The following is a 26,642-nucleotide window of genomic DNA, read 5'->3' as shown; positions in this document are numbered from 1 at the left end:
AGTGCCTCGAAGGCTTTTCGCTCTTCCGTTTCAACTTCCAACGTTTCAAGCGAAGCGCGCATTATACAGAGGTTTTTCGTTCGGTCAAGCATCAAATTCATTTAATTTTAAAACGTATTTTTGCTTGGTTGCGGGAACAGGATTTGAACCTGTGACCTTCGGGTTATGAGCCCGACGAGCTGCCAGACTGCTCCATCCCGCGTCCGAATCGACTTGTAAAACATGTGTTGCGTCGAGAGGTGAGACTATAGCAAACTTTCAAAAACAGTGTCAACTGTTATTTGCTTTTTCCATAGAGATGGTAGAGCGTGGCATATTTGCCGCCGGCCTGCATGAGTTGCTCGTGCACGCCTTCTTCAACGATACGACCACCATCCATGACGATAATTCGACTGGCATGCTGAATGGTGGAGAGACGGTGCGCGATCATGATGGTGGTTCTGCCCTGCATGAGCTGGGTCAGTGCGGCCTGCACGTTATGTTCGGATTCATTATCGAGTGCGGACGTCGCTTCATCCAAAATTAAGATGGGGGCATTTTTAAGCATGGCGCGCGCAATCGACAGTCTTTGACGTTGGCCGCCGGAGAGCCGCAAGCCCCTGTCACCAATATGCGTGTCCAGTTGTTGTGGCAGTTTTTCGATGAACTCCCAGGCATGTGCCGCCTTTGCTGCTGCAATCACCGCCTCTTTAGAGGCCCCACGTAAACTGCCGTAGGCAATGTTGTGGTAAATGCTGTCATTGAACAAGACGGTTTCCTGACTGACGAATGCAAACTGCTGGCGCAGCTCAGCCAGCGCCAGTTGCTGGATAGGGAGATCATTGATCAGTAACTGCCCTTGTTGCACCTCATGAAAACGGGGCAACAAATGCGCCAGTGTAGACTTGCCGCCCCCTGACATGCCAACCAAGGCCACCGTTTCACCAGCATGGATGGTCAGGTTGAGCTCTTTTAGCGCCGGACTGTTCGCGTGCGGATACTGAAAAGTGACCTGCTCAAAGCGAATTTGGCGGATGGGCTCAGCCAAAACCACCTGACCCTGATTGTTTTCGGCAGGCGTATCCAGCACGGCAAACACACTTTGGCAGGCGGCAATCGCAATTTGCACATCTTCATTCACAGAAGTAATCGCTTTCACCGGACCAATCAGCATGAGCAAGGCGCCAATAAAAGCCGCAAACTCACCAGCGGTAAACTGGCCGGCAGAGTAATAGATCACCATGGCTAACGCAATGGCGGCCAGCATCTCGACAAACATACTGTTTAAACCAGAGATGCGCCCTAACCTGACCATCATTTGCCGGTTAGTGGCAACGATATGGCTAAAGCGTTCATACTCATACTGCTCGCCACTGAACACCTTGACCACGCGCTGTCCACTGGCGGCCTCTTCAATCACCTGTGTCATGTCTGACATGCTGGCTTGCACCTGTCGGCCCGAGTTACGCAATTTTGGCGTCATTTTTTTCAGATATCTGGCAATCAGCGGCGACAGCAGCAAAAACACCAGCGTCAGTTTCCAGTCCAGATAAAGCATATAAGAGACGATGCCAATAATGGTCAAGCTATCGCGAATGGAGGAGATAATGACTTTGGTGACCGCACTATATAGCTGCTCGCAGTCAAACGTCATTTTGGTGGTGATATTGGCAATGGCGTGCTGATCAAAAAAACTAGCAGGCAACTTCAGCATGTGTGCAAAAACCTGATTGCGTACATCCTCGATAACGCGGCGGCCGACAATCCTGATCAGGTAATTGGAACCAAAGCCTGCCAATGCACGCACCAGCAACAAGCCACCCAGCATCGCCGCCAGCGTCAAGCGCGCATAGGTCTGTGTCTGCGTGGTGAAGCCTTCATCCGTCACATGCTTGATGGTACTGAGAAAACCGGTATTACTGGCTGACAAGACCACCAGACAAACCAGCGCCAGAAAAAAAGTGGCCCAATAAGGTTTGAGATAGGCCATGAGCCGGGTCAGTTGTGCATACGCGCTGGGAGTGTGATTGATCATGGTAAAGACTAATGGTTTTTATGAGCGCTGGGCGACCTTGAATGAGAGGAGCCGGTATGGGATTCGACTTGGGCATCGACAGTCATCTCGGCCAACAAGCCCTGCAGACGAGCCACCACGGCTTCTACACCAATCCCGAGAATATCCTGTTGTGCATCTTGAATAAAGTGCGCTTGTGGAGACCAGGGCAAATAACGGACCGGCGAACCCGGGCCAAACAAGGTCAGGCTCGTCAAACCCGCCGCGGCAGCCATATGCCCGAGCCCGGAGTCATTTCCGAGATAGGCATGACATTTTTGCAGCAAGGCATAAGACTGTGGCAAGCTTAATCGTCCACACGCCACCTGCACCGGGAGTTGAGCCAGTGCAACAAAGCGTTGTGCGAGCTCGGCATCCGCTTGCGAACCCAGTAACACCACGCCCGAGACTTCATTCGCAAGCGCATTGGCCACCGCCGCATAACGCTCGACCGGCCAGATTTTACCGGCAAAATTTGCGCCCGGCCCGATCGCCAGCCAGCGCCCTTGCCCCAGCATGGGGAACAGGTCTGCGACCAAGGCATGATCTTGCTCACTGGCCCACAAGGTTGCGTTGGGTCGTAGATCGCCGACTAACGCCTCCACGGCCGCCAAATGTTTTTCTGCCGAGTGCAGGTGCATGGTGCTGGCATTGGAGCGTTTTTTAAACACTTGCTTTGCTCGCAGCAGATAAGGCAAAAAATCCGTGCGCAGATCGACTAGGACGTCATACCGGGTTTTTCTCAACAAGCGAATCAATTGCACATAGCCCGCCCAGCCTGAACGTTTGTCGCGCACGAAAATACGGTCAATATAAGGACAGGGGTCAAACAAGGCTGAAGAACGGACATCACTCACGAGGTCTATGCGCGCTTCTGGCAGGTGCGCATGCAGGGCTGCCAGTACCGGCGTCGTCAGGATGGCGTCCCCAATATTGGACAGCGTAATCATGAGGATGCGGGGTTGAGCGCTGGTCATCGGGCTGTCTTACCTGCACTCAAAGGACAAGCCGAGTCTGACCAGCGCCTCTTTGAGTTGCTGTTCTAACTGTGCAGGCGAAAAGTACTGCGTATATAAAGTACGTGCTGCCAATTTTTTGTCCTGCTGGCTATTCACGCATTGCATGACCGCATCGGCCAGGGCGGCAGGATTGGCTGCCTCGATCTGCCATAAACCGCTCAATGGTCCGTTGGGCAGCCCTGCAGGATAAGCCTCACTGCTGCGCGTAATGACAGGACGGCCACAGGCTAGGCCCTGAAACACTTTATTAGGGATGACCTGCGCGGCCTTTTGCGAGCCACCAAACACGCCCAGCACGATATCCGCTTTGGCGATCCGGCCTGGCAAATTGGGATAGGCCAAACTGTCTTCAAAATGCACATTGGCCAAGCCCGCCGCTTGCTGCCGTGCCGCCGCCTTGGTCGGGCCATCGCCCAACAACACCCAGCGCAGATGCGGTTGAGCCGCTGTCAGTCTGGCGGCTTGAATCACCGTCTCCACCCCATGGAGCGCAATAAAGCTGCCATAAAACAAGACTTCTGTGCTCAGGGGTCGAGACTTAACCAGCGACACCGGCGAAAACAGTGGCTGCTCCGCGCCTACATAGACCACCGCAGTTTTTTCTGCTGACAAGCCAAAACGTTCAATAAACATCTGCTGTTGCAGCGCCGTATCCAGCAACACCATATCCGCCAACTGCAAGCACTTTGTCTCGGTGCTGAGCAAGCGCTGTGCTTGCGGGCTCTGCTCAGCAAACTTGTTTCGCTCATACACCTGCTTTTGCCAGGCACTGATCAAGGGGTCAAATACGAGCGGCACACCGTGTCTGCCTGCCCAGCGGCTGGCGGCTTCAACATCTCGGTGCCTGAAACAGGGCACCCACACCAGGTCGGGCGTAGGCAGGCCTTTTAACTGTGCTTCAACATCCCCCCAGCCACTCAGATGTGGCCTGAAGTCGATTAGCTGGCAGCCCAAGGCCTGCAGCAATTGCCGACTGATACGGTTGCGGGAATAATTGAGGTCTGAACGCCCCCACCAAATCACTTTAGGCATGATGGCGCTTCACTTCCGGCAAATAAGGTAACACTTGCGCAGGCGTCAACTGTCGCATGCAAGAGTGGTGGCTGCATTGCTTGGCATAGCAGTTTTTACAAGGCAAATCGAGTTGCAAGGCGACAACTTGCGCGCCTACCGGTTTGACCCGCAGTGGATTGGTCGGCCCACAAAGCACCACCATGGGCGTAGGGGTGGTTGCCGCCAAATGCGCAGTTCCGGTATCGTTAGCAACAATATATTGCGCCCGCGCACAAATGGCGGGCACGGCCAGCAAGCTGGTTTGTCCGCATAAATTCACCACCTGCGCAGGATGACGGCTGGCAATCTGCTGACACGTCTCGGCCTCATCTTGCCCGCCCAGCAATACCACACGCTCCCCACGCGCAATACAATGTGCCACCAGCGCAGCATACTGTTCGGCGCCCCAGCGCTTGGTCGCCATCCCGGCGTGGCTACCACATAAAAATACCGCAAAAGGCTGAGACGTCAGCCCATGCTGGCTTAACAACTGCTGGGCAGCCGTTTGCGCAGCAGCACTCACGGCCAATGTTGGCCCATTGGTCAGGGCGGGGATGCCTGCTGTGATTAAGGTCTGCTGCAAGATTTGAAAACTATGGGCCTGCGGCAATGCGCGAATTTGACGGACCGTGTAGGGAAAGCGCGCATGATTGCCCAACAGCCACCTGGGCGCGCGACCACTCAATCGCAACAGGCTCAGTAACAGCCGGCTTTTATCATTGGTTTGCAAATCAATGATCAAGTCATACTGCATGGCTGCTACTTCAGCCAGCCACTGACGGTAAATACGCCAACGCCCTGATTTTTGCTGCAGATTCAAACACCAGATGCGCTCAAATCGAGGATCATCTGCAAACAGGGACTGCCAGGCTGGCAAGGTATTTAAATGCAAGACAGCCTGTGGAAACGCCTGGTGAATATCTTCGATGGCGGCTGTGCTCATAACAATATCGCCCATACCGCCCCACTTGATGATCAGGATGCGTTTGATCCCCTGACGGGCGGGCAAATCGCAGACCACGGTCTGATCGAGTGACTCCGACAGGCAGTCAGCATCAAGATAACTCTTTAGCCTAGCTTGCTTGTGCATCCTGATCCCTTTGCATACTTGCAATCATGAGGCAGGCCAATAGCATGAGCACCGGAAACCACCAAGGCACCAGCATGGGTTGCGTGGTGTTGAGCGGAAAATAAATCACCATCAGTGGTAAGGCATAAGGCCAGGCTTGCTGCTGTAGCGGACGCGCCGCTTGCCTGAACCAGGCCACACATAACCCCATAATCGCGATCAGGCCGATGCCACCCACCAGGCCGGTTTCGGCCAGCCACTCAACATAAATATTATGCGTATGGGTAGGGTGAGCCACAAAAGGGTCATCACTGCGCGTGGCATACTCGGCATAAACACGCTTGAAGTGATTGCTGCCGACACCGGTCAGCGGGTGCGCCTGCCACATGTGTAGCCCGGTTTCCCACAAATTGAGACGGTAGCTTAACGCATGATTCACGCGGTCAAACGTCGACTGCTGCGTATCCGAAATCGCCTGCGTATGCTGCAGTTTATATTTGGCCAGTTGCGGGCTCAACGCACCAGCCAATGCCACAGCCAGCAAGGGCACACAAAGTACCGCGGCCCACACTTTCCAGCTTGCCCGCTGCTGCCACAAGGCCAGTAACAACATCAGCAAAAATATATACAAGTATCCTCTGGCACCAGAGAGCGTCACCACCACGCCAACGCCTAGCACCAGTCCCCACGCCAACCAGGGACGCTTGGGCAGCCAGTGATAAAACAGCAGCGGCAACATGGGCAACATCAGAATCCCTTGGTGCAAGTCATGAAACATGCCGGTAATGCGGCCTTCCGGTGTTTTGGCAATGCCAAGCAGATCGACGCCGAAAAGATATTGAATACTGCTATCCAGCATCCACAACAGCATGATGCCCGTCACCCATTGCGCAAACAGCTGGCGATAGCGGGTCACCTGGAATGTCAGCAATAATGGGAGCGCTGCAAAATACAGCAGGCTAAACCAGGCTATCGCCACCAAACTGGCTTGGGGATGTTCGGCCTGCAGGCACGAGAGCCACATCGGCAACCACAACAGCATGAAGACCGCACTCCAGCGACGCACTACAGACTGCCTGTATATTGCCACTCCCGACCTGAAGCATAAAAATACGCCCACCATGGCCAGCACAGCGGTGGGCAAACGGGCCCCGCCAGAAAAAGGACTCCAGGCGATCATCATCACCGCCAGCAAGGTACAAGCCCAAGCCAAGCCCGGTGGCATCCGCACCGCAGTGCTGTCTGCCCATCCTGAAGGCCAGGCTTTAAACATTGCGCGTGCAAACATCATGAGTTCACATCCAAAGGCTTAGACATGACGCGCTGGTAAACGTCCAGCGTTTTCTGTTGCATGTCGGATAAGGTAAACAGGGTGTTCGGGCGCACCGCAGGCCGCTCTTCCAGCCAATTCAGGGTCAGAATCGCCGCTTCAGCAATATTACCCACTTGCACAGCCCCCTCCGGTAATAAGGCCGCCATTTGCTCCGCCACGCCGCCATGATCATACGCAATCACCGGCACACCCAGACTCAATGCCTCCAGCGTGGTCCGTCCAAACGCCTCAGGCGCCAAAGACAGTGAATAAACGATCTCGGAAATCGCCATGATATTTTTCACGTCTTTGCGATAACCCGTCATCGTCACGCAATCGCTCAGGCCGGCCAGCGCAATCTGATGTTGCAAAGTCGCTGCGAATGCCTGCTTGCCAGTATCGACCTCCCCCACCAGCAAAGCATGAATATCTTTATGTTGACGACAAACCACCCCCACCAGCTCGACAAAATCCTCCGCGCCTTTCCAGCGCGAAATTCTGGCCGGGAGTAATAGCAGGCGTTTGCCCTGGGTCTGCGGATATTGGGCAAACCATTGCTGCTTCCAGTCCGCCTCTGGCTGGTAGCCCGGGAAGTACTGAGTGGTATCCACCCCGCGGTAGATCAGCGTCATCTTATGGTTTTCAAGCTGGTAGTGCGTTTGCGCATAGGCTTGTATGGTTTTTGAGATCACAATCACTTGCTCGCCCGCGGTCATGATCCGGCTATACCGGCCAGGCCGATAATACCCATGCACTGTCGTCACCAAGCGCGGACGCTGTGCACGTGGCATGGTTTTCCAGGCCCAATACACCACCCAGGCTGGAAAGCGCGAACGGACATGGACAATATCTACCTGCATTTGCCGCCAAATGCGTTGTAATTTGGGAATCCATAACAAGGTCAGTAATGACTTACGTCCGACCGGACAGGTCAGGTGCGTACTGCCGGCCGCTTCCAGCTCGGCCACCATGCGTCCGCCCGCAGACATCACCAGCGAGCGGTGCCCTTGTGCCACCAGTGCTGCAGCCACCTCGAGGGTGCCGCGCTCCACACCGCCAGATTGCAAGGCGGGCAGCACTTGTAAAACCGTGAGTTTTCGCAAAAGCAGACTTCAACAACTAGATTAATCGTGAGACCAGACGGCTGGATGCAGGACGGTTGAAATGGGCCAGTAACAAATCGCAGCAACGGCTGGCTTCATTAAACCCCAGCACCGGACGCATAAATTGGCGATACAAGCCATAAGGGTCATAACGCGTGACCAGTTGGCGGTCTATGAGTTTTTCGATGCCGCGACTGACCCGGCTGGCACGTTTGGCGGTCAGATTAATGATGCCGACGGCAACCTGTGCTGTCAGCGCCTCATACACCATGGAAACAGAATCCTCGGTCACCCAGGCCGCAGAAACCGTTGCCAACTTGGCTGGCAACCAGCCGGGCCCGGTGTCTGTGATCGCCACAATTTCGAGATTGGCAAGGCGGACACGCTGCATGGCCGAAATAAAACTGGCCGGCGTACGTCTGGAGGTGGTCAATACGTAATGCTGATCAGGATGCTTGCGTACCAGGTCGTAGACTTGCGCCACCACGCCCAGCTCATCCCATTCAAAATGTTTGCTGGGCCCGCCGACCATGATCAGGACCTGCTCGGTTTGCTGCACTTTGCTGGCAGGCTGGATGTGATTGATCACCCCACGGGTCTCAATAAAGCTGGCAAATCCGCGATATTGGTCGTGCTCGGGGATCAGACACACATCAAACAATTCGGCTGGCAGGCTAGGCTGCATCATGCAAACAGTTTTGCCGCCATACGCACGTTTGGCAGCCAGCATATGGGCATGGGTCGCATGACCGGCGCCGATAATCAGATCCGGTGCAGGCAAGCCCTCGCCTGCCGGCCATTGCCCCAGCAACCACGACAACCAGCCGTGACCCGCGTCCTTGATCTGGAGATCAAAGACCTGTAGCGCTAATCTGGCCTGCAAGGCCTGAACCAGTCCTTGCGACTGATGCTGATGTCCTGGTTTGCCATCCAGCAAACGCCAAACCACGAATGTTTGAGTTGAATGAGTTTCTCTGATCATATGCATCACCTGCGACTAATACGCAGGATAGATGCAGATCATGACGACTTGATTAAGCCAAGATGAACAAATTGTGTCAGCCCGGCCCCGTAACCGCTAGGCCGGACCAAACAGAGTTATTGCTCGACCGCGCCAAAGACCTTTTTCAGCAGATTGCTGGCTTGACCCACCGGATCCTGACGGATCGCAGCCTCTTCTTTGGCAATCATCAGGTAGACGCCGTCTAGTGCCTTTTGTGTCACATACTGATTGATATTGGCATCTTCTTTTTTGATCAGGCCAAACTGGCTGCCCATTTCAGCATACTTGTTATAAGTATCTGCCAGCTTCACGTTAGCCGTGGCTTTTTGCACGATGGGCAAAAACTTGGCCGCCATGTCAGTTGCGGTGGTTTTCTTGAAGTATTGCGTGGCAGCATCTTGCGGACCCGTCAAAATTCCCTTGGCATCAGTCAGCGACATTTGCTTGACCGAATTTAGCAACAAGGCCTTTGCCTCGGGCACGGCCTGCTCTGCGGCGCGGTTCATTTTAAGCACCAACTCATCCGCCTGTTTGCCCATGCCTACCATGCGCATGCCTTTTTCGATTTTCTTTAACGAATCCGGCAGCGGAATTTTGACCTCCTGGTTACCCATAAAGCCATCCGTCGCCCCCAGCATGCTCACCGCTTTGCTGGCGCCCTGACTCAGCGCCAGTTTCAAGCCATCACTGGTTTCTTTTTCGCTGAGCTGGCTCACCGCCCCGCTCTCGCTACGGCCACTGGCAGCACTGTTTACCTCTTTTTCTACCATGTCGCCCAGCGCCTTCAGGTCCAATGCCTGCGCCTGCATCCCGATTGCATTGCTCAGGAGCAGTGCAGTCAATATCACCTTGGCTTTCATTTTCATGCTGGTCGTTCTCTCATCAAGTTGAGCGCAGTGTACCCAGAAAACACAAAGCAAGTCCAGCGGACTTGCTTTGTGTGGGCTTGCGCAAAAGCCGGGCGCTTACGCTTTGAATGGTTTCACATTCCAGATACGTTCAGCATATTCACCAATGGTGCGGTCGCTTGAGAATTTAGCCATCCGAGCCACATTCAAAATCGCCATACGCGACCAGGCTTCCTGATCTTGATACAGGGCAGCCACTTTCTCCTGCGCGGTAACATACGCGGCATAATCGGCCAGTAACAAGTATTGATCGCCTTTGTGCAACAGGGTATCAATAATGGCCTGGTAGCGTGATGGCTCCTCTACCGAAAAATAGCCATTGGCGATCATATCAATCACCTGCTTGAGTTCGGCATTGCCATGGTAATAATCCCACGGGTTGTAGCCGCTGGCTTTCAGCTGCGCCACTTCTGGTGTGGTAAGGCCAAAAATAAAGATATTTTCACTGCCGACCTCTTCCATGATCTCCACATTGGCGCCATCCAGCGTACCTATGGTCAAGGCCCCATTGAGCGCCATTTTCATATTACCGGTGCCACTGGCCTCGGTGCCTGCGGTCGAAATTTGCTCGGATAAGTCGGCGCCCGGGAACAGGATTTCTGCCGCACTGACCTCGTAGTTAGGATAAAACACCACTTTCAACTGGTCTTTGACCGCCGGGTCGTTATTGATCATCACCGCCACATCGTTGATGAGGCGGATGATCTGCTTGGCCAACCAGTAGCCAGGCGCCGCCTTGCCTGCAAAAATGATCACCCGTGGCGTGTGATGGCTGGCATGACCGCTACGAATCCGGTTATACAGCGTGATCACATGCAGCACATTGAGCAACTGGCGCTTGTACTCATGAATACGCTTGATTTGCACGTCAAACAAGGCATCCGCGCTGACCGCAATACCCGTCTTCTGCAAAATCTTGTCGGCCAGGCGCTGCTTATTAGCCTTTTTCACTTCGCGGAACGCTTTTCTGAACGCCGCATTCTCGGCAAACGGCTCAATCTGCTTGATCAGGCTCAGGTCCTTCTGAAAGCCGGTGCCAATATGCTTGGTCAGCAATTCTGTCAGCAAAGGGTTGGCCTGGTTCAACCAGCGGCGTGGCGTGATGCCATTGGTCACATTGGTGAACTTGCCAGGATAAATTTTGTTGAAGTCAGCAAACAGCGTGGTTTTCAACAACTCGCTGTGCAGCTCGGCCACGCCGTTCACGGTATGGCTACCGACAATCGCCAGATGCGCCATGCGCACACGGCGGCCGTGAGTTTCATCGATGATGGACACACGTTGCAACAAGCCGGTATCGCCCGGGAAGTGCTGGTTCACCATTTGCAGGAACTGGTGATTGATCTCGTAAATAATCTCGAGATGACGAGGCAACAATTGTCCAAACATGTCCACCGACCAGGTTTCCAGGGCTTCTGGCATCAAAGTGTGGTTGGTGTAGGCAAACATTTTGGTGACCAGCGTCCACGCACGGTCCCAAGGCAAGTGATAATGATCGACCAATTGATGCATCATTTCGGCCACGGCAATCGCTGGGTGGGTATCATTCAACTGAATGGAGACCTTGTCAGGCAAGGTGTTCCAATCCGAGTTGTAATTGGTAAAGCGATGCAAAATATCCTGTGTAGAGGCCGAAACAAAGAAGTATTGCTGCTTGAGGCGCAACACCTTGCCCGACTCGGAGGTGTCATTTGGATAGAGCACTTGCGAGATGGTTTCGGCACCGTGACGGCCTTCTACAGATTTTTCGTAGTTACCTTCGTTAAACGATTTCAAGTCAAACTCATTGGTAGCCTTGGCAGACCATAAGCGTAGATTATTCACAGTCTGCGTGCCATAGCCAGGCACAGGTACGTCATAAGGCATGGCGACCACCGATTCATGATCGACCCAGTGATGTTCCACGCCACGTTCGGTGTGTACATGCAACACGCGGCCATAAAACTTCACCTCGCAAGTATGCTCGGGGCGCTGAATCTCCCAGATATTCTGATACCGCAACCAGTTATCAGGATTTTCTTTTTGCTGGCCCTTCTCGATGGTTTGCCTAAACATGCCGTAGTCGTAACGGATGCCATAGCCGGTAGCGGGAATATCCATGGTCGCCATCGAGTCGACAAAACAGGCAGCCAAGCGGCCCAGGCCGCCATTACCCAAAGCCGCATCAGGCTCCATCTCGGCCACGCCTTCCAGCTTTTGGCCAATCTCCTGCAAGCCTCCGCTTAGATCGGGTGCAATGCCCAAATTCAGTGCGGCGTTTGACAGCATGCGGCCAATCAAAAACTCCAGAGATAAATAATAAACGCGCTTGGTATTGGCGTCTCGATAAGCATCACGTGTATTCACCCAGCGGCTCATCAAGTGGTCGCGCACGGTAAAAGCAGCGGTCTGATACCAGTCACGTGCCGTGGCCCAAGAGTTTGATTTACCAATAGAAAAAGTCAGGTGGTTACGCAACGCCTGGGGGATAGGCAATTGCTCCAGCAAAAACTCTTCAACCGGTTGCGCAGCTTCTACGGGTGTCTTGGATTTAGGTGTTTTTTTCACATTGGCAGTCATGCATCTTCCCCTTGAGTTTGATTCATTGAATTGCTTTCAGTTAGCAAAAGCAAAAAGCAAGCCTACAGCAAGAATGTGTCAGACATAAAAAAAGCCACAAAATTCTCATTGTGGCTTTGAATTATACTGCCGACCCAGGCAGAGATAAGCACGAAAACTAAAGTTTCCAGGTATAAGCAACCCCCAATGCGTCCTGATACATGCGCAGATTCGCCTCGCCGCCGCCAAAACCGCTAGGTGGAGCCCCCGGTGGAATCGAGTTTTGACCACGCACCGTATTTTCAAAGGCATGCGTGTAAGCAAACGAGACTTCCGATTGCGGACTCAGCACCCAAGTCGCGCCAATCGACACATGATCTTTCACCACGCCCGGCGCCAGAATATTAAACAGCGTATCGCCCGCTCTAATCGGCTGGTCCACATGGTTATAGCCTGCACGTAAAATCAACGCCGGGCTATATTGATACAACGCCCCGATTTTATACACCTTGGCATCCTGCCAGTTAAACCCGGCGCCATTATCGTTACCCAAACCATTGCTCAGGTTAGATAAAGAGGCGTTACCAATCGAATCTACCTCACTGTAATTGATGCGTTGAAAATCCCCGGCCAGTGTCAATGCCGGCGTCACTTTGACCGCCACGCCCACGCCATAGGTGGAGGGGATATCAAAGTCACCCTGCTCGGCAAACAAGCCCTTGTACTTGTCAAACCGGCTCATGTAAGTTCGGCTCTGATAAGTGGCCCCCAGCGTCACGGCATCCGTGATCTCACCCAGCCAGCCAATATGCACACCCGCCCCATAAGAATCATCATGACCATTGTTGGTCAAGTTAGCAGCTGAACTACTGGCATTGCTAAAGTTTTGCAGTCCCTTGGCTTCAAACCGCTGATAAGCCAGATTCAGGGAAACTCCTAGGGTGTGATGCTCATGCACCTTCCAGGTGACGGTCGGCGCCACAAACACCTGCGCCAAATCCACGCCCGTGCGGCGACCGTTACTGTTAAACAGCGGAATACCCTTTTTGTAGTCGGTATTCATGCCGCCATTACCGTAAACACTCACGCCCAGCGTCACATCCTCAGAATACTGCGTGTTGTAGCCTAGCTCTGGAATAAAGAAATTCTGGCTATCATTGCCTTTATAAGTCCCATTGGCCCCTGGCGCACCACTGCCTTCAATTTCCGATTCACGCACCGGCCTAAACCAAGTCACGCCCGCATCCACACGGCTCCCCACTTTACCCATGCCCGCCGGGTTGGCTGCCGCCGCCAGCGCATCTTGTGGCAAAGCGATGCCCACGCCACCCACGCCTTGAGAGCGAACACTATAGCCATGCGAAAAATAACCATCGGTCGCCCACGCATTACCAAACGAAAAAGCGACCGCTACCGGAATAATCTTTGACCACTTATACATCTCAATCCTTCAATAACCTTGTTGGATTGCAATATATCAAGCGATTAAAATTCCAATAAATAATATATAAAAATATATTTATAACTTAAAAATATAAAAGCCCGCGATGCGAGCTTTTATAAAATGACAATTTACCTAATAGAACATTGCCTATTTTTGAGAATGGATTGAACGAGTGGGCAACAAGTTGTCCACCCTACTCGGCTCTCGCATCCGAAGCAGAAGATACATGCGATAGAGCTACGCTCGGTCATGATGCCTAACGTCTGAATTCACCGACTTGCAGGGCTTTATGCGCAAGCTCAGATGAAGTGATCGATTCATGTTGTTCGAGGCGGTCGGCATCAATGTCTGCGCTCTATGAGCTCTCGCATTGGCACAGGCAACAAAGCACGAAGGCGGGATGAGATGCCCTGCTCATGACGTTGCCAGACTATTCCGAGATAGATGATAGCAAGACCAATTGCGGTTAAGACAACTGGGAACATCATGCTGTCCTTGAAGACCTCGTAAGCTAAGTGTCCGACATAGCCGGCCGAACCGAGCCCACCGAATACGGCGAATACTCGACGAGAAAGCATTGCTCCAATGACGAGCATCAGGAGGTTGATGCAAAGGTAGATGAACTTGTTCAACTCAGTATCCGAGCGCATCAGCGATAGCCCACACCATAATGCGAGTACTCCGAACAAGTAGAGCCAGAAGGGGTAATCCTTCTCATGGCTCGTACGCACATCTACCCAAAATGCCAGCAATACCATCAGAAGACCGAACCACAACGAAACGAATTTGCGTAGATCCCAGTTCGTGTCAGCTTCACCGAATAGAAAGGGCGTCAGGTCCATACTCATGTACCAGAGCGTTATGGCGACCGGCATTACCAGGAATGGCAAGCGATAGCGCCATAACATGACAGTGCCAGTGGCGAGGGTGCCGAGTTCCATGAGAATCCAGCGCCAATCGATGTGGGTGTGGTATTCACGGTATGTTCTTCCCTCCACCCAGAAGCCGAGTGCGGCCTGCAAGCCGTAAATCGCCAATGGTGTAAGCGCAACGACAAACGCGGCACCGATGCCTGCCGGGATAGCAAATCTCAGACGATTGAGTAGAAACTCCGTTAGCCATAGCCCTACTGCGGCGTAGACCAGTGCAATAGAGAAAAGTCCCCAACCGCCAAATCGCTCCCAGCCGAGCGTCATGAAGAGTGTCATCGCGCCGATGGCAATGAGACCACCGAGATAGTAGAGGATGTGTGTGAAGCGGAAGGACGGTGCGTCTGCCGTATGCTCAGATAGGAAGGCCCAAAGCGCATCGGCTTGGTCGGGGCGAATCACATCCCCAGCAGCAGCTTTGGCGAGAAGAGCGCGAGTAATGTTCATGAACACCCCGAACATTTGAATTCACCGGCCTGCGCGGCTTTTCGCGCAGGTCCGGTGGAATGATGGGTTGTGCATCTGTTAGTCGAAGGCATGGAAAATTACTTCGAGAATTGCTTTCAGGCCAGACCAGTCAAAGCGGTTGATCTCATCTGCAGATGACTTGCATCGTGCGATCTTTTCTCGGAATCGTTCTTGGATGCGCCCCTTGTACATCACTTCGCCTTGATACTTTCCCACTGATTCGACATAGCCTTTCCACTGAACGGGAAAGTCTTCGCCGTTGGCGAGTATGTCCTTTCCGAGATAGAGCTCAATACTGGCCGCCAAGCCATTGACATTGAGCGGAGCAAGACCGCTAGGGCCTAAGGTGGGATAGGCTTCCAGCGAGCTTAGATTGGGGTAGCTGCACACAGCAATGTTCTGCGGAAGTTGGAGTGAAGCAAGCGAGCGCCTTGCGTCGAATGCCGCAGTGTCATTGTCGAATACGGCAATTATTCTGTTTGAAATGCCCGCCGCGGCAAATGCCTTGACTGTTGTAACAAGGCTTCCCGCTCCGCCTTGAGGCCGAGCAGACGCAAAATCCAGAAAGGTGTAGTAATCGAAAAGGTGTGGATAAAGAAGCGCAAGTGCCTCTCGTAAAATCTCGACGTCAGTTGAACCTTCGGTGAGGATGATCCGAGCTGAATTTTCTGGGTGCCCTGCGGTAAGCGCGCGGGTTGAATTGGTGCAAACCGGTTCGTCTTCCTCGTAGTATCCAGCGTGCACCACCTCGGTAATATCCTGTACCACTTGGCTACTCTTGGGCACCAACTCACAAGCGACTCGAATAAAGGAGCGAAAGTCTGAACCTAGAAAGCCAAAAGCATAGTCTTCATTGTTACCCACAATTCTTTTCACGACGGGGTCAAGATTAGTGTTCGTGTCGCCAAGTTGCGAAGGCAGAATGCGCTGGGTTAGCACGGTGCGGAGTGCTTCCACATAGCGGTCAAATGTTAGATTAACGAAATAGTCAAGATCATCTCGGCACCAACCATCGTCATCGTCGTCAAGCCAGGATGTGTATTTTTCTACTTCCGATATACGTTTATCCTCAAACTCTTTACGAACCCGACGCATCGTAAAACCCATAACGTCGAGTCGCTCGATTGCCTTCCAGACTTCGCAGCAATAAGTGACTGCGACCTCATCTTGATCTTCATCTGGACTGACCTTTCCCCATACCAGTTCGTTTCTCTCGGAAACTTTCCTAGTAACGATGTGCTTATCGGACTCCTGGAACACAGTCATTACTTCCGGAATGACAAAACTTTTTGTCTCCAATATCGGGTAATCGTCGATTGAGAGGTCTGTGTAAGAACCCATATGCTTCAAACCAAGTAGAGGTCCAACGTTTGACGTGAGGGGCCGCCGTAGCCGCGAAGGGAACCCACAAGCGCAGCTTGTGGGCGGTCTCTCTCGACGAAATTGTTAGGCCGTAGGTTTGCCATATGCGCGCTCAACCTTTGCGACCCTGAGCTCATAATTTTCGTACCACTTGCGCTTACCCATTTCTTGTGCAGCCAAGTGTTCAACATTGGCCTTCCACGCGGCGATAGCTTCTGTAGAAGACCAGTATGAAACAGTGATACCAAAATCGTCGGAGCCTCGGACGCTTTCAGCGCCAAGAAACTCTGGCTGCTGGCCAGCAAGCTCAACCATTCGCTCTGCCATAATTTCGTAGCCTCCAACGCCCTCGGTTCTTTGAGACGAGAAGATCACCGCATAATACGGCGGTTTTGGGGTTTTGGCGAAAGGTGAAGAGAGACTCATGGTACTAGCCCAACGTTTGAATTAAGGGGCGCCTTTAGGCGTCCCGCTTGAATGATGGGTTAGAGGGAATTTTTGGCATATTTTCCAACTTTCTTCTGACACGGAGGCTGGTTGAGTTTGTTTTTTGTAAATAACTTCAAAAGTTTTAATTTGGTGATTGAGCCCATAATCTTTATATTTTGCGTAAAGTTGGCTACCTTTGAGCGATAGATGTTGAGTTGAGCTTGACTTACTTGGACTGTAGCTACTCACCAGACCATCCTCACTTCTTAAATTCTCACTAAATATTATTTTAGCTGAATTTCCTGAAACCTCTCCAACAACATGACCCGTTGAAATGTGCCCATTAAAAAATGCGTTGGACATCCAAGCACCACATAAAAGCTTGCCGCGTTGCTCAATGTGGAGTGTTGTTTCGACTACAAAAGTATCTGAAGCCGTGCCTGTATCTAGTTGATTTAGCCATTGTCCTGAGAATTCTACGGCTGCGAAAGCTGTAGAGCATTGCAGAAGAAAGACTGACAACATGAAAAAAGAAAGTTTTCTCAATTTACCTCTAATTATTAAGTAGCCGTCCTAATGACAGCGGGTAATAGAGCGTTGAAATTTTCATTTTTATATAAAACACAATCACTTGATTTAAGAATAGAGAGCGTATTTAAAGAGGTTAATTGCAACGAATCAGTTCTCGTTAATTTATTTAGTGAAAGATAATGCCACAGCCGATAAAAATCTACAAAATCGTTTTCCATAGCAAGATTACAGCTTACTCAGCTATGCTGAGACCTCTTAATTGCAAAACAAAAAAGCCACCTTTATTAGGTGGCTTTTCCAATGCGATAAATTCAAACAATTACAAAATCAAACTATTCATACGCTTAACAAAGCTAGCCGGATCTTCCAACTGGCCACCTTCTGCCAACAGCGCTTGATCAAACAGCACATGCGCATAATCGGCAAACTTGGCATCGTCGCTTTCAGCTTTCAGCTTTTCAACCAACCGGTGGGTCGGGTTAATTTCTAAAATCGGTTTGCTGTCAGGCGCTTTTTGACCAGCGGCTTTGAGGATACGTGCCAGGTTGCCGGACAAATCATGCTCGCCAGCCACCAAACAAGCAGGGGAGTCAGTCAGGCGGTGCGTCACTTTGACTTCTTTCACGCTCTCGCCCAGCGCGGTTTTAATGCGCTCGACCAGATCTTTGGCTTGTTCTTCAACCTGTTTTTGGGCTTCTTTGTCAGCTTCGTCTTCCAGCTTGCCGAGGTCTAAGTCACCCTTGGCGATGGATTGCAGTTTTTTGCCTTCAAACTCGGTCAGGCTGCCCAGCAACCATTCATCAACCTTGTCAGACATCAGCAACACTTCAATGCCTTTTTTGCGGAAGATTTCCAGGTGTGGTGAGTTTTTCGCCGCAGCAAACGTATCGGCTGTGATGTAGTAAATCGCTTCTTGCTCGGGCTTCATGCGTTCAATGTAGGCTTTGAGCGAGACATTTTGCTCCTCTGTATCCGCGTGGGTAGATGCAAAGCGCAACAGGCTGGCAATTTTGTCTTTATTAGCAAAGTCTTCGCCGGGTCCTTCTTTAAGCACGCGGCCAAACTGTTCCCAGAACTTGGCGTAGTCTTCGGGTTTGTTTTCAGCCAGGTCTTCCAGCAGGCCCAGCACTTTTTTCACGGAGCCGTTTTTAATTGCCTCAACATCGCGGCTGTCTTGCAGAATCTCGCGCGAGACGTTGAGTGGCAGGTCAGCGGAGTCAATCACGCCACGCACAAAACGCAGGTATTGCGGCATGAGTTTTTCGGCGTCTTCCATGATAAACACGCGCTTCACATACAGCTTGATGCCCTGGCGGCGATCACGGTCGTATAAATCAAATGGCGCTTTGGCTGGCACGTAGAGCAGTGAGATATATTCTTGCTTGCCTTCTACGCGGCTATGGGTATAGGCCAACGGATTTTCAAAGTCGTGTGAAACGTGTTTGTAAAACTCGTTGTACTCTTCTTCGCTAATGTCGTTTTTGCTGCGTGCCCACAAGGCAGAAGCTTTGTTAACGGTTTCGTCCTCATCGGTGGGGACCTGTTCGCCGTCTTTCCATTCTGATTTTTTCATCACAATCGGCAGGGTGATGTGGTCAGAGTATTTGCGGACGATGGTTTTCAGTTTCCAGTCGTTCAAGAATTCGTCTTCGCCTTCGCGCAGATGCAAAATCACATCGGTGCCGCGACCGGCTTTTTCGGTAGTCTCAATGGTGAAATCGCCTTCGCCATGCGACTCCCACTTCACCGCTTCAGTCTCGCCCGCGCGGCGGGTAATCAGGGTGACTTTATCGGCAATGATAAAACTGGAGTAAAAACCCACACCAAACTGGCCAATCAGGTTGGCATCTTTCGCTTGGTCGCCGGTCAGGTTCTGGAAGAATTCTTTGGTGCCGGATTTGGCAATGGTACCAATGTTGTTGATCACTTCTTCACGGCGCATGCCGATACCATTATCAGAAATGGTCAGCGTGCGGGCTGCTTTATCAAATGCAACTCGAATATTTAACTCGCTGTCATTTTCATACAAAGCAGCATTTGAGATGGCTTCAAAACGCAACTTGTCAGCCGCGTCAGAAGCGTTGGAAATCAATTCGCGCAAGACAATTTCTTTATTGCTGTAGAGCGAATGAATCATCAATTGCAGTAATTGTTTGACCTCGGCCTGAAAGCCCATGGTCTGCTTGGATTGCGATTCTGCTGTCGCAGTTGTCATGACAGATCCTCCAAAAAAACAGGGTTAAACACAAAAATTTAACCCTAGATGGGGAAGCAAAAACCGTTTTTCAAGAGGGGAGATTGTGAAACAGGCGTGGATCTATGACAAACCATCATTTAAAACCATGACTGGCAACCGGATTCCGGCGTTGAGGCCAATAAACAAGGCGTTATTCAGCCAATTAAAACCGATTTATTTGCATAGTTTTTGCTAGTTATTTTGTAACGCAGCATTCTTTGTTCTGATGTCAGGTAAGGAGCGTAGTGTATGAATCTATTTCACACGTTAATCGAGCAAATGCAGGTCATGAAACTGCCGCTATATGCAGTCACCTTGACCGCCGTCCCGCGGGCAGATACCCCGGTGTTGCTCATGTTGCATTGGCATGGCTTTCGCAAACAGCCGACGCCCGCCCTCCCCATGCTTAAACCGACGCTGCAGCCAGTGCCTGGCTCGGCCTTGCAAATCAATGACCGCTGGCGGCAACCGGAAGTGGTCGACGAAGCCGTGCTGGACGCGGCCTGGCAACTGGGCGCCTGGGACGTGCAACGCGAAGAGCACCGCGCTTGCACCTGGGTCGGTGCCAGCGAGCAAGAAGCGCTGGCCTGCAAACAGGCGTTTGGTAAATATGATGAAGTGCTGGAAGACGAACTACTGGTCAGCGATGCCCCAGACCGTGACGAAATGTTGCATCTCGGTGCCAAAGTTGGGTATATCCGCTGGCAATTCCGGCCCGTCAATGGCGGCGTCTGGCAATCCACGGCTGAGGACGACACCTTGCTCGAAGATGGACGGCGTATCCCGCCCTGCCCGATTCGGCCCCTTGCACTGAAAGGGGGCAAATTGAGCAAGACTGCGTATCGATTGGGGCAGATCAACCGTATCATTTTGTTGAAGTAAGCAAAGGCGAGCGCCTTCGGCGCTTGCCTGCAAGATTAAAGTGCTCCCAAGCATGGCAGGCGGTGAGTATGCATTGCCGCTGGTCGGCCTTAATCAGTGCCGCCCACTGCGTTTATTGCTAAGTGCTATGGCATGGACGTAATGACGTCCGGCAGAAAAAATACCAAAACATCCAGGATCGCGATTAAATTTTTATTCTTTTTAGAATGCGAACCACCGTCATGACCGGGCAGAGCCTTGTATTTGCTCGCCTTTACGAAAGGCGCACGCCAGCGCGCTGGTCATCGCTGATTTTTTCATATTACTTTCACTGGCCTCTGCCAACATAACAATTTATACTGTTTGAACGATGTGTCTGGGGAGGCAATGATGGCAACAATTGAGGTGACTGAGACCAGTCCCAATTCATTTTCTGTCACGGTGCATGGGACACAAACCACCTCACATCAAGTGAATGTCAAGCCAGATTATGCCCAACCATTGCTTGATGCCAGCCAAACGGTGGCAGAACTGGTCAGTGCCTCGTTTCAGTTTTTGCTTGACCGGGAATCAAACACCAGCATTTTGAGAAGCTTTGATTTAAGCGTGATTGAGCGCTATTTTCCAGAGTACCCACAGGCCATACAACGCTATCTTAAGTAATCACCTCCGTATTAACGCATGCTAAATATTAATCATGACACCCAGCTCGCCGCTGTAGATTTGGGCTCCAACAGTTTTCGTCTCGAGATCGGACGCGTGGTCGATGGCCAGATTCTGCGCGTGGATTATTTGAAAGAGGCGGTCCGCCAGGGCGGGGACCTGGACGAAGACCGAAATCTGAAACCGCAGGCGTTTGAGCGCGGCCTGAAATGCCTGGCCCGCTTTGGCGAGCGTCTGAAAGATTTCCCGGTAGAACATGTGCGCGCTGTCGCGACCCAAACCCTGCGTGAGGCAACCAATAGCGAAGATTTTATCCGCCAGGCACAAAAAGTCCTGGGCTATCCGATTGAGATTATTTCTGGCGTCGAAGAGGCCAGGCTGATTTATCAGGGCGTCAGCCGCATGTTGCCGCAATCGGACGAAAAGCGTCTGGTGGTGGATATTGGCGGACGCTCTACCGAGTTTATTTTGGGTCAACACTTCCGCGCCACGGTAACGGAATCCTTGCGCCTGGGCTCGGTGGGCTGGTCACAAAAATATTTTGCCGATGGCCAGTTTAGCGAACGTAATTTTGAACGCGCCGAAATTGCCGCCGAGTCGATTATCGACATGATTGCCAACCGCTATGTCGGAAAAGCAGAAGTGGCCTATGGTGCCTCGGGCACGGTGGGCGCGGTCGCCGATGTGTTGGCAGGCGCAGGCTTCGCGGCTGACCGCATTGAACGCGCGCAGCTGGAGTGGCTAAAGCAGACACTGATCAAAGCCAAATCGCCAGACCGGCTGAACATGGAAGGCCTCAAGGATGACCGGCGTGCAGTGATTGGCGGTGGCCTGGCCGTACTGACCGCAGTATTTGATACCTTGAAAATTGACACGCTGATGGTGGCTAACGGCGCGTTAAGGCATGGCGTGCTTTATGACATGCTAAACCCGGAAGATGTCACCGAAGATTTGCGTACTGCGTCGATTGCCAGATTGTGCAAGCAATTTGGTGTCGAAATGGAACATGCCAACAACGTCAGCAAAATGGCGCTGTATTTTTACGACGCCATGCTGGCCTGTGATACGCAGAAGCCACTGCTGCATTGGGCGGCGCTGTGCCATGAAATTGGCTGGGCGATTTCACATACCGATTGCAACAAACACGGCGCCTATATTCTGGATAACACCGAATTGATGGGCTTTGCGCAAAGTGAACTGCATACCATCAGCCTGCTGGTGCTCGGCCATCAAGGCAAGTTACGCAAACTGGATGCAGACTTTGATAATCAGGATTTGGTTTGCCAGCTCATGGCATTGCGTCTGGCCGTAATCTTTTGCCATTCCCGCCGCATGCCCTCGCTCAAGCACCTGCAGCTGGAACGCCATAAACAGCAGTTTATTCTGGCGCTGTCCACGCAATGGGCAAACCAGCATCCGCAGACGCATTACCTGCTGGAGGAAGAGTGCCTGCTGTGGCAAAAACTGGGCTGGCAATTAGAGATTCGACACACGTAAAAAAACGGGCGCCAGGCCCGTTTTTTTTGATCAAAACTTAATCTTTTTTCTTTTTCTCTTTTTTCTCGTCTTCTTCTTTGAGCTTGGCCATTTTTTCGCGCCACTCTTGCAATTGCTCGTCTTCAATTTCAAGCTGCAAGGCCAGGGCTTCTTCCTGGCTCAGCTTTTCCTTGATGAAGCGTTTGGGTAATTTACCTCCCATGCGGGACAGAATACGCTCAGCCTCATCGGCAGGTAATTGTTTGACTTTATCCAGATACACTGGATTGACCTTGTCTTTCATAGGACTCCCTTTGATTGTCTACTATCCGGCTGTTTAAACAGACCGGATTTAGCTGTTTTGCAGAATCCAGTCGGTGACCGGATTCCACTGTGCAATGTCGACCTCTTTCAAGGTATTCGACAATTCAAAAATACTGAGGCCTTCTTCGGCGGCAGTGACATAAATCTGCGAAGAACGCAGCATGGACAGCACAGAAAAGCCTGACTCATCCATAAAGGTCAACAGACGCTCTGCGGAGCGCGTACGCGGCATCACCCGCATGCCAACCAGACCCACAAATGTTTTATGTTTACGGACGGTTTTTTCTTCTGCCAGCAATTGCAAAAAGTCTTGCGTCGCGCCGATATCAAATGCAGAAGGCGCCACGGGTACCAGTACCAGGTCGGCTTCAGTCACTGCATCAGAAATTTTTTTGTCCCGCAAACCACCCGGGGAATCGGTAATTACCCAGTCAGCCTTTTGCAGGGCGGACTTGCCAAGATCATCGGCATTGTAAACAGTGGCGACATGTGCGGGCCGACGCGCAAGCCAATCCGTGGTTGATTGCTGCCGGTCTATGTCTTCGAGCACAATCTTATGCCCCAGCTGCGCCAGATAGCCAGCAAGATTCGTGGCTAAAGTGGTTTTACCGCTGCCGCCTTTGGTATTTGCCACCAATACCCTGCGCATGCTTCGCTCCCCGTTTCAAGGTGTTGAATTTTGTCATGAAAACCAGCTGATATCACACCATATCAATATGAAATTTTTATGACAATTGATTTTGAACAAAAACAGTATAAACTGTTTTTACTGAACCCAACCAGGAGAATCTCATGGCCAGCAAACCAAATAACAAACCCTTGATCCAGAACAAACCGGCCACGACGCCAGCGAAACCGGCTGCGACCGCCAAGGCGCCTGTTGCCAATAAAACGGCTGCAAAACCCGTGGCACCCGTAGCAGCCAAGCCAGCAGCCAAACCGGTATTAAAAACGGCTGCAGCGCCTAAAAAAGCGAGCGGCACACCAGCGATCAAGGTCGTGAACAAAGTCGCCACGGCACCTGAAAAAGACAAGGCCGACAAGGACAAACCAAAAACCAACAAGGTCAAAATGGAACGTGACAGCTTTACCATGCCCAAAGAAGAGTACGCACAAATCGCGACTTTGAAAAAACGCCTTGAAGCGCTGGATAAACCTGTCAAGAAAAGCGAATTGTTACGCGCTGGCCTGAAACTGCTGTCTGCCATGGATGATGCAGCGTTGAAAGCCACGCTGGCCAGCATTCCAGTGATTAAAACCGGCAGACCAAAGAAATAAGTTAGTTCACACGCGGCGCATACAGTGGCGACAGGCCACTACGCGCTTACTTGATCAGCTCGGGGCTTTGCACACTATACAATTTGTAGGGCGGCCCCGATTTTGGCAAGCGCAGCCACCAGACCGCGCCCTTCTTGATACTGACCTGCCCTTCTGGCAAACCCAAGGCATGCGCAACCAGTTCACCTATCCAGGGCTGATGACCAACCAGCATCATCGATTCAAACGGGCTTTGCGCCAGAATTTGCAGTAGCGGCTCTAGCGGCCTTTCCGGCGCCAGACGTGTATCTTCCTGCCAGTCCTCTCCCCAGTAATCCACGGTTTCACGGGTACGCACGGCAGGACTCACCAGCACATACGTTTGTTTGGGCAAGTATTTTTTGAGCCAGGCGGACATTTGCTTGGCTTGTTTGTGTCCCTTGGCGGTCAGCGGCCGCTCAAGGTCAGAGGCCCCATGCATGAGCACCTCTGCTTCTGCATGTCGCCATAAAATCAGGTTTTTAACAGGCATCACACACTTTTATAAAGAATGATACTGGCGCAGTAACAGGTGCTGGCAAGACAGGGGCTCGGCAGCTTCAGTCCGCGCGGCCTGTTGATATTGCCCATTGTCACTCAGTTGCCAGGCATCCAGATTATCTTGCAGGTAAAGCTGCAGACTTTCGCGGTAAATGCGTTGCTGCATGGCGGGGTCTTTGATTGGCCAGGCCAATTCTACGCGGCGGATCATGTTGCGGCTCATCCAGTCTGCGCTCGACAACCACATCTGCACCTGACCATCCAGCTCAAAGTAAAACACGCGTGAATGCTCGAGCAGTCGACCGACAATGGATCTGACCCGGATGCGACCTTTAACCGACGGCGCATCAACCGGCAAGATGCAGGCCCCACGCACAATTAAATCAATCTCAACGCCGGCACTGGCGGCCTTCATGAGTGCATTGACCAGCGGGACATCGGTCAGCGCATTCATTTTAGCAATCACCTTGGCGGGCTTGCCCAGTCTGGCCAGGCGCTGCGCCTTTTCCAGCTGCCGGATCATGCTGTTTTGCAGGGTAAAGGGCGCCACCAGCAGATGACGCATGGTCGGGATCGGCAGCTCGCTGGTCAAGTGACGGAAGACGGCTTCCATTTCCTTGGTCAGATTGGCATCCGCGGTCAACATGCTCCAGTCGGTATACAAACGTGTGGTTTTCGGGTTGTAGTTGCCGGTGGAAAGATGCCCATAGCGGTGAATGACCTTGCCCTCACGGCGCATAATCAACAGCATCTTGGCGTGTGTTTTGAGGCCGACCACGCCATACACCACCTGCGCGCCCACCGACTCCAATGCTTCTGCCCAGTTGATGTTGGCTTCTTCGTCAAAACGCGCCTTGAGTTCAACCACCACCAGCACTTCCTTGCCACGGCGCACTGCCTCTTGCAGCAAGCGCAACATGCGTGGATCCGCCCCAGTCCGGTAAATGGTCATGCGAATGGCCAGTACATGCTCATCCTTGACCGCTTCTTCCAGTAGCTGGATCACCACTTCGAAACTCTCGTAAGGCTGGTGGATCAGCAAATCTTTTTCGCGCATTTGCGTCAGCAGCGAAACATTTTTTTTGATGTGCTGCGGCCAGTGCGGCTGGAATGGCACAAACTTGAGATGATCTCCTTTGGCCATGTCTGGCAGCTGAATCAGGCGGCCCAGATTCACCGGACCATTCACGCGGTATAACGCCAGTGGCGGCAGGTTAAATTGCTTGAGTAAAAACTCGGCCAGCGTGTCGTCGCATTCTTGTGTCACCTCAAGTCGCACCGCTTCACCATACTGCCGATGCGCCAGCTCTTCACGTAACGCTGTGCGCAAGTTGATCACATCATCTTCATCCACCTCAAGGTCACTGTTGCGGGTGACGCGGAACTGGGAAAAATGCAGGATGCTGGCGCCTTGGAATAAAACCTCCAGATTGGCGCGGATAATGCTGGTCAATGAGACAAAGCACTGTTCACCCTTGCTGATAGACGGTGGCAATTGCACCAGGCGCGGAACCACACGCGGCGCACGTACGATGGCGATTTTCTCTTCACCATCGACGGCAATGCGCACAATAAAGTTGAGCGATTTATTGGCCACTTGCGGAAAAGGATGCGAAGGGTCCAGCGACACTGGCATCAAGAACGGCAACACTTCACGCTTGAAGTAATTGGACACCCAGGTGGTTTGCTCTGGGGTCCTGACCCCACCCGAGACCAGATGTACGTGCTCTTTTGCCAGCGCCGGCATCAGCGCATCGTTAAATAGCTGGTATTGCTGGGCCACCAGCGCATGCGCCATGGTCGCTACTTGCTCGCAGGTCGACGCAGTGACCGGGCCACTGGTCACGCCTTGCTGATATGCCTCCATCTGCAAAGGCATGCGGACTTCGAAAAACTCGTCAAGGTTATTGGTGACGATACACAAAAAGCGTAAACGCTCCAGCAAGGGATAGTCCTCTCGCTGAGCCAGAGACAACACTCGGGCATTAAAACTGAGGATACTTTGGTCTCTGTCTAGCAGGGCGGGCGTGTTATTTTTCATGGCGGATATTGTATCGGCTGCAATGCTTTCAATTGTGACAGTTT

Annotated in this window: 24 protein-coding genes and 1 tRNA gene; 5 read left to right on the top strand and 20 right to left on the bottom strand. The window is 52.1% G+C overall.

Annotated elements, in window-relative coordinates:
• Positions 1 to 125: 125 nt before the first annotated feature.
• The 6 genes from ACT53D_RS14095 to ACT53D_RS14070 form a co-directional block, all read right to left on the bottom strand.
• Positions 126 to 202 (bottom strand) — tRNA-Met (locus ACT53D_RS14095).
• 75 nt (positions 203 to 277) lie between these two features.
• The gene (msbA, locus tag ACT53D_RS14090; protein WP_476156789.1) at positions 278 to 2,014 is read right to left on the bottom strand and encodes a lipid A export permease/ATP-binding protein MsbA; all 1,737 of its coding nucleotides are present in this window, start codon (positions 2,012 to 2,014) and stop codon (positions 278 to 280) included.
• A gap of 8 nt (positions 2,015 to 2,022) precedes the next feature.
• Positions 2,023 to 3,009 (bottom strand): glycosyltransferase family 9 protein, encoded by a 987-nt coding sequence (locus tag ACT53D_RS14085; RefSeq protein WP_476156787.1) that lies wholly within the window; start codon positions 3,007 to 3,009, stop codon positions 2,023 to 2,025.
• A gap of 9 nt (positions 3,010 to 3,018) precedes the next feature.
• Positions 3,019 to 4,083 (bottom strand): glycosyltransferase, encoded by a 1,065-nt coding sequence (locus ACT53D_RS14080; RefSeq protein ID WP_476156785.1) that lies wholly within the window; start codon positions 4,081 to 4,083, stop codon positions 3,019 to 3,021.
• Positions 4,076 to 5,194: a glycosyltransferase family 9 protein gene (locus ACT53D_RS14075; protein WP_476156783.1), complete on the bottom strand. Its 1,119-nt coding sequence runs from the start codon at positions 5,192 to 5,194 to the stop codon at positions 4,076 to 4,078. The genes ACT53D_RS14080 and ACT53D_RS14075 overlap by 8 nt, the downstream gene beginning before the upstream one ends.
• Entirely contained in the window at positions 5,178 to 6,215 is a 1,038-nt protein-coding gene (locus ACT53D_RS14070) for an O-antigen ligase family protein (RefSeq protein ID WP_476156781.1), read from the bottom strand. Before ACT53D_RS14070 ends, ACT53D_RS14075 begins: the two co-directional genes overlap by 17 nt.
• On the opposite strand from ACT53D_RS14070, the gene ACT53D_RS14065 reads away from it, so the two are divergent.
• Positions 6,214 to 6,486 (top strand): hypothetical protein, encoded by a 273-nt coding sequence (locus ACT53D_RS14065; RefSeq protein ID WP_476156779.1) that lies wholly within the window; start codon positions 6,214 to 6,216, stop codon positions 6,484 to 6,486. The genes ACT53D_RS14070 and ACT53D_RS14065 overlap by 2 nt on opposite strands.
• Here ACT53D_RS14065 and ACT53D_RS14060 read toward each other — a convergent pair.
• The 10 genes from ACT53D_RS14060 to htpG all read right to left on the bottom strand — a co-directional run bounded on the left by ACT53D_RS14060 (position 6,461) and on the right by htpG (position 19,415).
• Positions 6,461 to 7,588 (bottom strand): glycosyltransferase family 4 protein, encoded by a 1,128-nt coding sequence (locus ACT53D_RS14060; RefSeq protein ID WP_476156777.1) that lies wholly within the window; start codon positions 7,586 to 7,588, stop codon positions 6,461 to 6,463. The genes ACT53D_RS14065 and ACT53D_RS14060 overlap by 26 nt on opposite strands.
• A gap of 16 nt (positions 7,589 to 7,604) precedes the next feature.
• Positions 7,605 to 8,570, bottom strand: coding sequence for a mitochondrial fission ELM1 family protein (locus ACT53D_RS14055; protein WP_275356784.1), 966 nt, complete (start codon positions 8,568 to 8,570; stop codon positions 7,605 to 7,607).
• A gap of 116 nt (positions 8,571 to 8,686) precedes the next feature.
• A complete protein-coding gene (locus tag ACT53D_RS14050; protein ID WP_476156806.1) occupies positions 8,687 to 9,361 on the bottom strand; it encodes a DUF4197 domain-containing protein in 675 nt (224 codons plus the stop codon).
• Between the two features lie 195 nt (positions 9,362 to 9,556).
• Positions 9,557 to 12,058 (bottom strand): glycogen/starch/alpha-glucan phosphorylase, encoded by a 2,502-nt coding sequence (locus tag ACT53D_RS14045; RefSeq protein ID WP_476156775.1) that lies wholly within the window; start codon positions 12,056 to 12,058, stop codon positions 9,557 to 9,559.
• A 157-nt stretch (positions 12,059 to 12,215) separates the two neighbouring features.
• Positions 12,216 to 13,478, bottom strand: a complete 1,263-nt coding sequence (locus ACT53D_RS14040; RefSeq protein WP_476156773.1) for an OmpP1/FadL family transporter — start codon at positions 13,476 to 13,478, stop codon at positions 12,216 to 12,218.
• A gap of 344 nt (positions 13,479 to 13,822) precedes the next feature.
• A complete protein-coding gene (locus ACT53D_RS14035; protein WP_476156771.1) occupies positions 13,823 to 14,857 on the bottom strand; it encodes a hypothetical protein in 1,035 nt (344 codons plus the stop codon).
• A 78-nt stretch (positions 14,858 to 14,935) separates the two neighbouring features.
• Positions 14,936 to 16,219, bottom strand: coding sequence for a HEPN/Toprim-associated domain-containing protein (locus ACT53D_RS14030; RefSeq protein WP_476156769.1), 1,284 nt, complete (start codon positions 16,217 to 16,219; stop codon positions 14,936 to 14,938).
• 105 nt (positions 16,220 to 16,324) lie between these two features.
• Positions 16,325 to 16,666, bottom strand: coding sequence for an antibiotic biosynthesis monooxygenase family protein (locus tag ACT53D_RS14025; RefSeq protein WP_476156767.1), 342 nt, complete (start codon positions 16,664 to 16,666; stop codon positions 16,325 to 16,327).
• Between the two features lie 21 nt (positions 16,667 to 16,687).
• A complete protein-coding gene (locus ACT53D_RS14020; protein WP_476156765.1) occupies positions 16,688 to 17,215 on the bottom strand; it encodes a hypothetical protein in 528 nt (175 codons plus the stop codon).
• Positions 17,216 to 17,519: 304 nt separating this feature from the next.
• Positions 17,520 to 19,415 (bottom strand): molecular chaperone HtpG, encoded by a 1,896-nt coding sequence (htpG, locus tag ACT53D_RS14015; protein ID WP_476156763.1) that lies wholly within the window; start codon positions 19,413 to 19,415, stop codon positions 17,520 to 17,522.
• Positions 19,416 to 19,685: 270 nt separating this feature from the next.
• Between htpG and ACT53D_RS14010 the strand changes: the two genes are divergently transcribed.
• From ACT53D_RS14010 to ppx, 3 genes are all read left to right on the top strand, one after another.
• Entirely contained in the window at positions 19,686 to 20,318 is a 633-nt protein-coding gene (locus tag ACT53D_RS14010) for a diguanylate cyclase (RefSeq protein ID WP_194749506.1), read from the top strand.
• Between the two features lie 366 nt (positions 20,319 to 20,684).
• Positions 20,685 to 20,960, top strand: a complete 276-nt coding sequence (locus ACT53D_RS14005; RefSeq protein WP_228518934.1) for a hypothetical protein — start codon at positions 20,685 to 20,687, stop codon at positions 20,958 to 20,960.
• 18 nt (positions 20,961 to 20,978) lie between these two features.
• The gene (ppx, locus tag ACT53D_RS14000) at positions 20,979 to 22,457 is read left to right on the top strand and encodes an exopolyphosphatase (RefSeq protein ID WP_194749505.1); all 1,479 of its coding nucleotides are present in this window, start codon (positions 20,979 to 20,981) and stop codon (positions 22,455 to 22,457) included.
• A 37-nt stretch (positions 22,458 to 22,494) separates the two neighbouring features.
• On the opposite strand, the gene ACT53D_RS13995 is transcribed toward ppx, so the two are convergent.
• Both ACT53D_RS13995 and ACT53D_RS13990 read right to left on the bottom strand, forming a co-directional pair.
• Positions 22,495 to 22,740, bottom strand: a complete 246-nt coding sequence (locus tag ACT53D_RS13995) for a hypothetical protein (protein ID WP_194749504.1) — start codon at positions 22,738 to 22,740, stop codon at positions 22,495 to 22,497.
• A 48-nt stretch (positions 22,741 to 22,788) separates the two neighbouring features.
• Positions 22,789 to 23,409, bottom strand: coding sequence for an AAA family ATPase (locus tag ACT53D_RS13990; protein WP_476144988.1), 621 nt, complete (start codon positions 23,407 to 23,409; stop codon positions 22,789 to 22,791).
• 143 nt (positions 23,410 to 23,552) lie between these two features.
• On the opposite strand from ACT53D_RS13990, the gene ACT53D_RS13985 reads away from it, so the two are divergent.
• Positions 23,553 to 24,038, top strand: coding sequence for a hypothetical protein (locus tag ACT53D_RS13985; protein WP_275356775.1), 486 nt, complete (start codon positions 23,553 to 23,555; stop codon positions 24,036 to 24,038).
• 46 nt (positions 24,039 to 24,084) lie between these two features.
• On the opposite strand, the gene ACT53D_RS13980 is transcribed toward ACT53D_RS13985, so the two are convergent.
• Complete coding sequence (locus ACT53D_RS13980; RefSeq protein ID WP_194749501.1) at positions 24,085 to 24,549, bottom strand: SixA phosphatase family protein; 465 nt, start codon at positions 24,547 to 24,549, stop codon at positions 24,085 to 24,087.
• A 9-nt stretch (positions 24,550 to 24,558) separates the two neighbouring features.
• Positions 24,559 to 26,598, bottom strand: coding sequence for a polyphosphate kinase 1 (gene ppk1 / locus ACT53D_RS13975; RefSeq protein ID WP_379073736.1), 2,040 nt, complete (start codon positions 26,596 to 26,598; stop codon positions 24,559 to 24,561).
• Positions 26,599 to 26,642 lie beyond the last annotated feature (44 nt).

The sequence above is a fragment of the Methylophilus sp. DMC16 genome (genome assembly GCF_056314045.1).
The sequence above is the reverse complement of the archived record's forward strand: the minus strand, read 5'-3'. Positions and strand labels throughout refer to the sequence as shown.

What these genes read in the sequence shown, in the direction of transcription:
- msbA (WP_476156789.1), bottom strand. Translation starts at nt 2,014, where the DNA reads ATGATCAATCACACTCCCAGCGCGTATGCACAACTGACCCGGCTCATG.
- ACT53D_RS14085 (WP_476156787.1), bottom strand. Translation starts at nt 3,009, where the DNA reads ATGACCAGCGCTCAACCCCGCATCCTCATGATTACGCTGTCCAATATT.
- ACT53D_RS14080 (WP_476156785.1), bottom strand. Translation starts at nt 4,083, where the DNA reads ATGCCTAAAGTGATTTGGTGGGGGCGTTCAGACCTCAATTATTCCCGC.
- ACT53D_RS14075 (WP_476156783.1), bottom strand. Translation starts at nt 5,194, where the DNA reads ATGCACAAGCAAGCTAGGCTAAAGAGTTATCTTGATGCTGACTGCCTG.
- ACT53D_RS14065 (WP_476156779.1), top strand. Translation starts at nt 6,214, where the DNA reads ATGAAGACCGCACTCCAGCGACGCACTACAGACTGCCTGTATATTGCC.
- ACT53D_RS14070 (WP_476156781.1), bottom strand. Translation starts at nt 6,215, where the DNA reads ATGCTGTTGTGGTTGCCGATGTGGCTCTCGTGCCTGCAGGCCGAACAT.
- ACT53D_RS14055 (WP_275356784.1), bottom strand. Translation starts at nt 8,570, where the DNA reads ATGATCAGAGAAACTCATTCAACTCAAACATTCGTGGTTTGGCGTTTG.
- ACT53D_RS14050 (WP_476156806.1), bottom strand. Translation starts at nt 9,361, where the DNA reads ATGGTAGAAAAAGAGGTAAACAGTGCTGCCAGTGGCCGTAGCGAGAGC.
- ACT53D_RS14045 (WP_476156775.1), bottom strand. Translation starts at nt 12,058, where the DNA reads ATGACTGCCAATGTGAAAAAAACACCTAAATCCAAGACACCCGTAGAA.
- ACT53D_RS14040 (WP_476156773.1), bottom strand. Translation starts at nt 13,478, where the DNA reads ATGTATAAGTGGTCAAAGATTATTCCGGTAGCGGTCGCTTTTTCGTTT.
- ACT53D_RS14035 (WP_476156771.1), bottom strand. Translation starts at nt 14,857, where the DNA reads ATGAACATTACTCGCGCTCTTCTCGCCAAAGCTGCTGCTGGGGATGTG.
- ACT53D_RS14030 (WP_476156769.1), bottom strand. Translation starts at nt 16,219, where the DNA reads ATGGGTTCTTACACAGACCTCTCAATCGACGATTACCCGATATTGGAG.
- ACT53D_RS14025 (WP_476156767.1), bottom strand. Translation starts at nt 16,666, where the DNA reads ATGAGTCTCTCTTCACCTTTCGCCAAAACCCCAAAACCGCCGTATTAT.
- htpG (WP_476156763.1), bottom strand. Translation starts at nt 19,415, where the DNA reads ATGACAACTGCGACAGCAGAATCGCAATCCAAGCAGACCATGGGCTTT.
- ACT53D_RS14010 (WP_194749506.1), top strand. Translation starts at nt 19,686, where the DNA reads ATGAATCTATTTCACACGTTAATCGAGCAAATGCAGGTCATGAAACTG.
- ACT53D_RS14005 (WP_228518934.1), top strand. Translation starts at nt 20,685, where the DNA reads ATGATGGCAACAATTGAGGTGACTGAGACCAGTCCCAATTCATTTTCT.
- ppx (WP_194749505.1), top strand. Translation starts at nt 20,979, where the DNA reads ATGCTAAATATTAATCATGACACCCAGCTCGCCGCTGTAGATTTGGGC.
- ACT53D_RS13995 (WP_194749504.1), bottom strand. Translation starts at nt 22,740, where the DNA reads ATGAAAGACAAGGTCAATCCAGTGTATCTGGATAAAGTCAAACAATTA.
- ACT53D_RS13990 (WP_476144988.1), bottom strand. Translation starts at nt 23,409, where the DNA reads ATGCGCAGGGTATTGGTGGCAAATACCAAAGGCGGCAGCGGTAAAACC.
- ACT53D_RS13985 (WP_275356775.1), top strand. Translation starts at nt 23,553, where the DNA reads ATGGCCAGCAAACCAAATAACAAACCCTTGATCCAGAACAAACCGGCC.
- ACT53D_RS13980 (WP_194749501.1), bottom strand. Translation starts at nt 24,549, where the DNA reads ATGCCTGTTAAAAACCTGATTTTATGGCGACATGCAGAAGCAGAGGTG.
- ppk1 (WP_379073736.1), bottom strand. Translation starts at nt 26,598, where the DNA reads ATGAAAAATAACACGCCCGCCCTGCTAGACAGAGACCAAAGTATCCTC.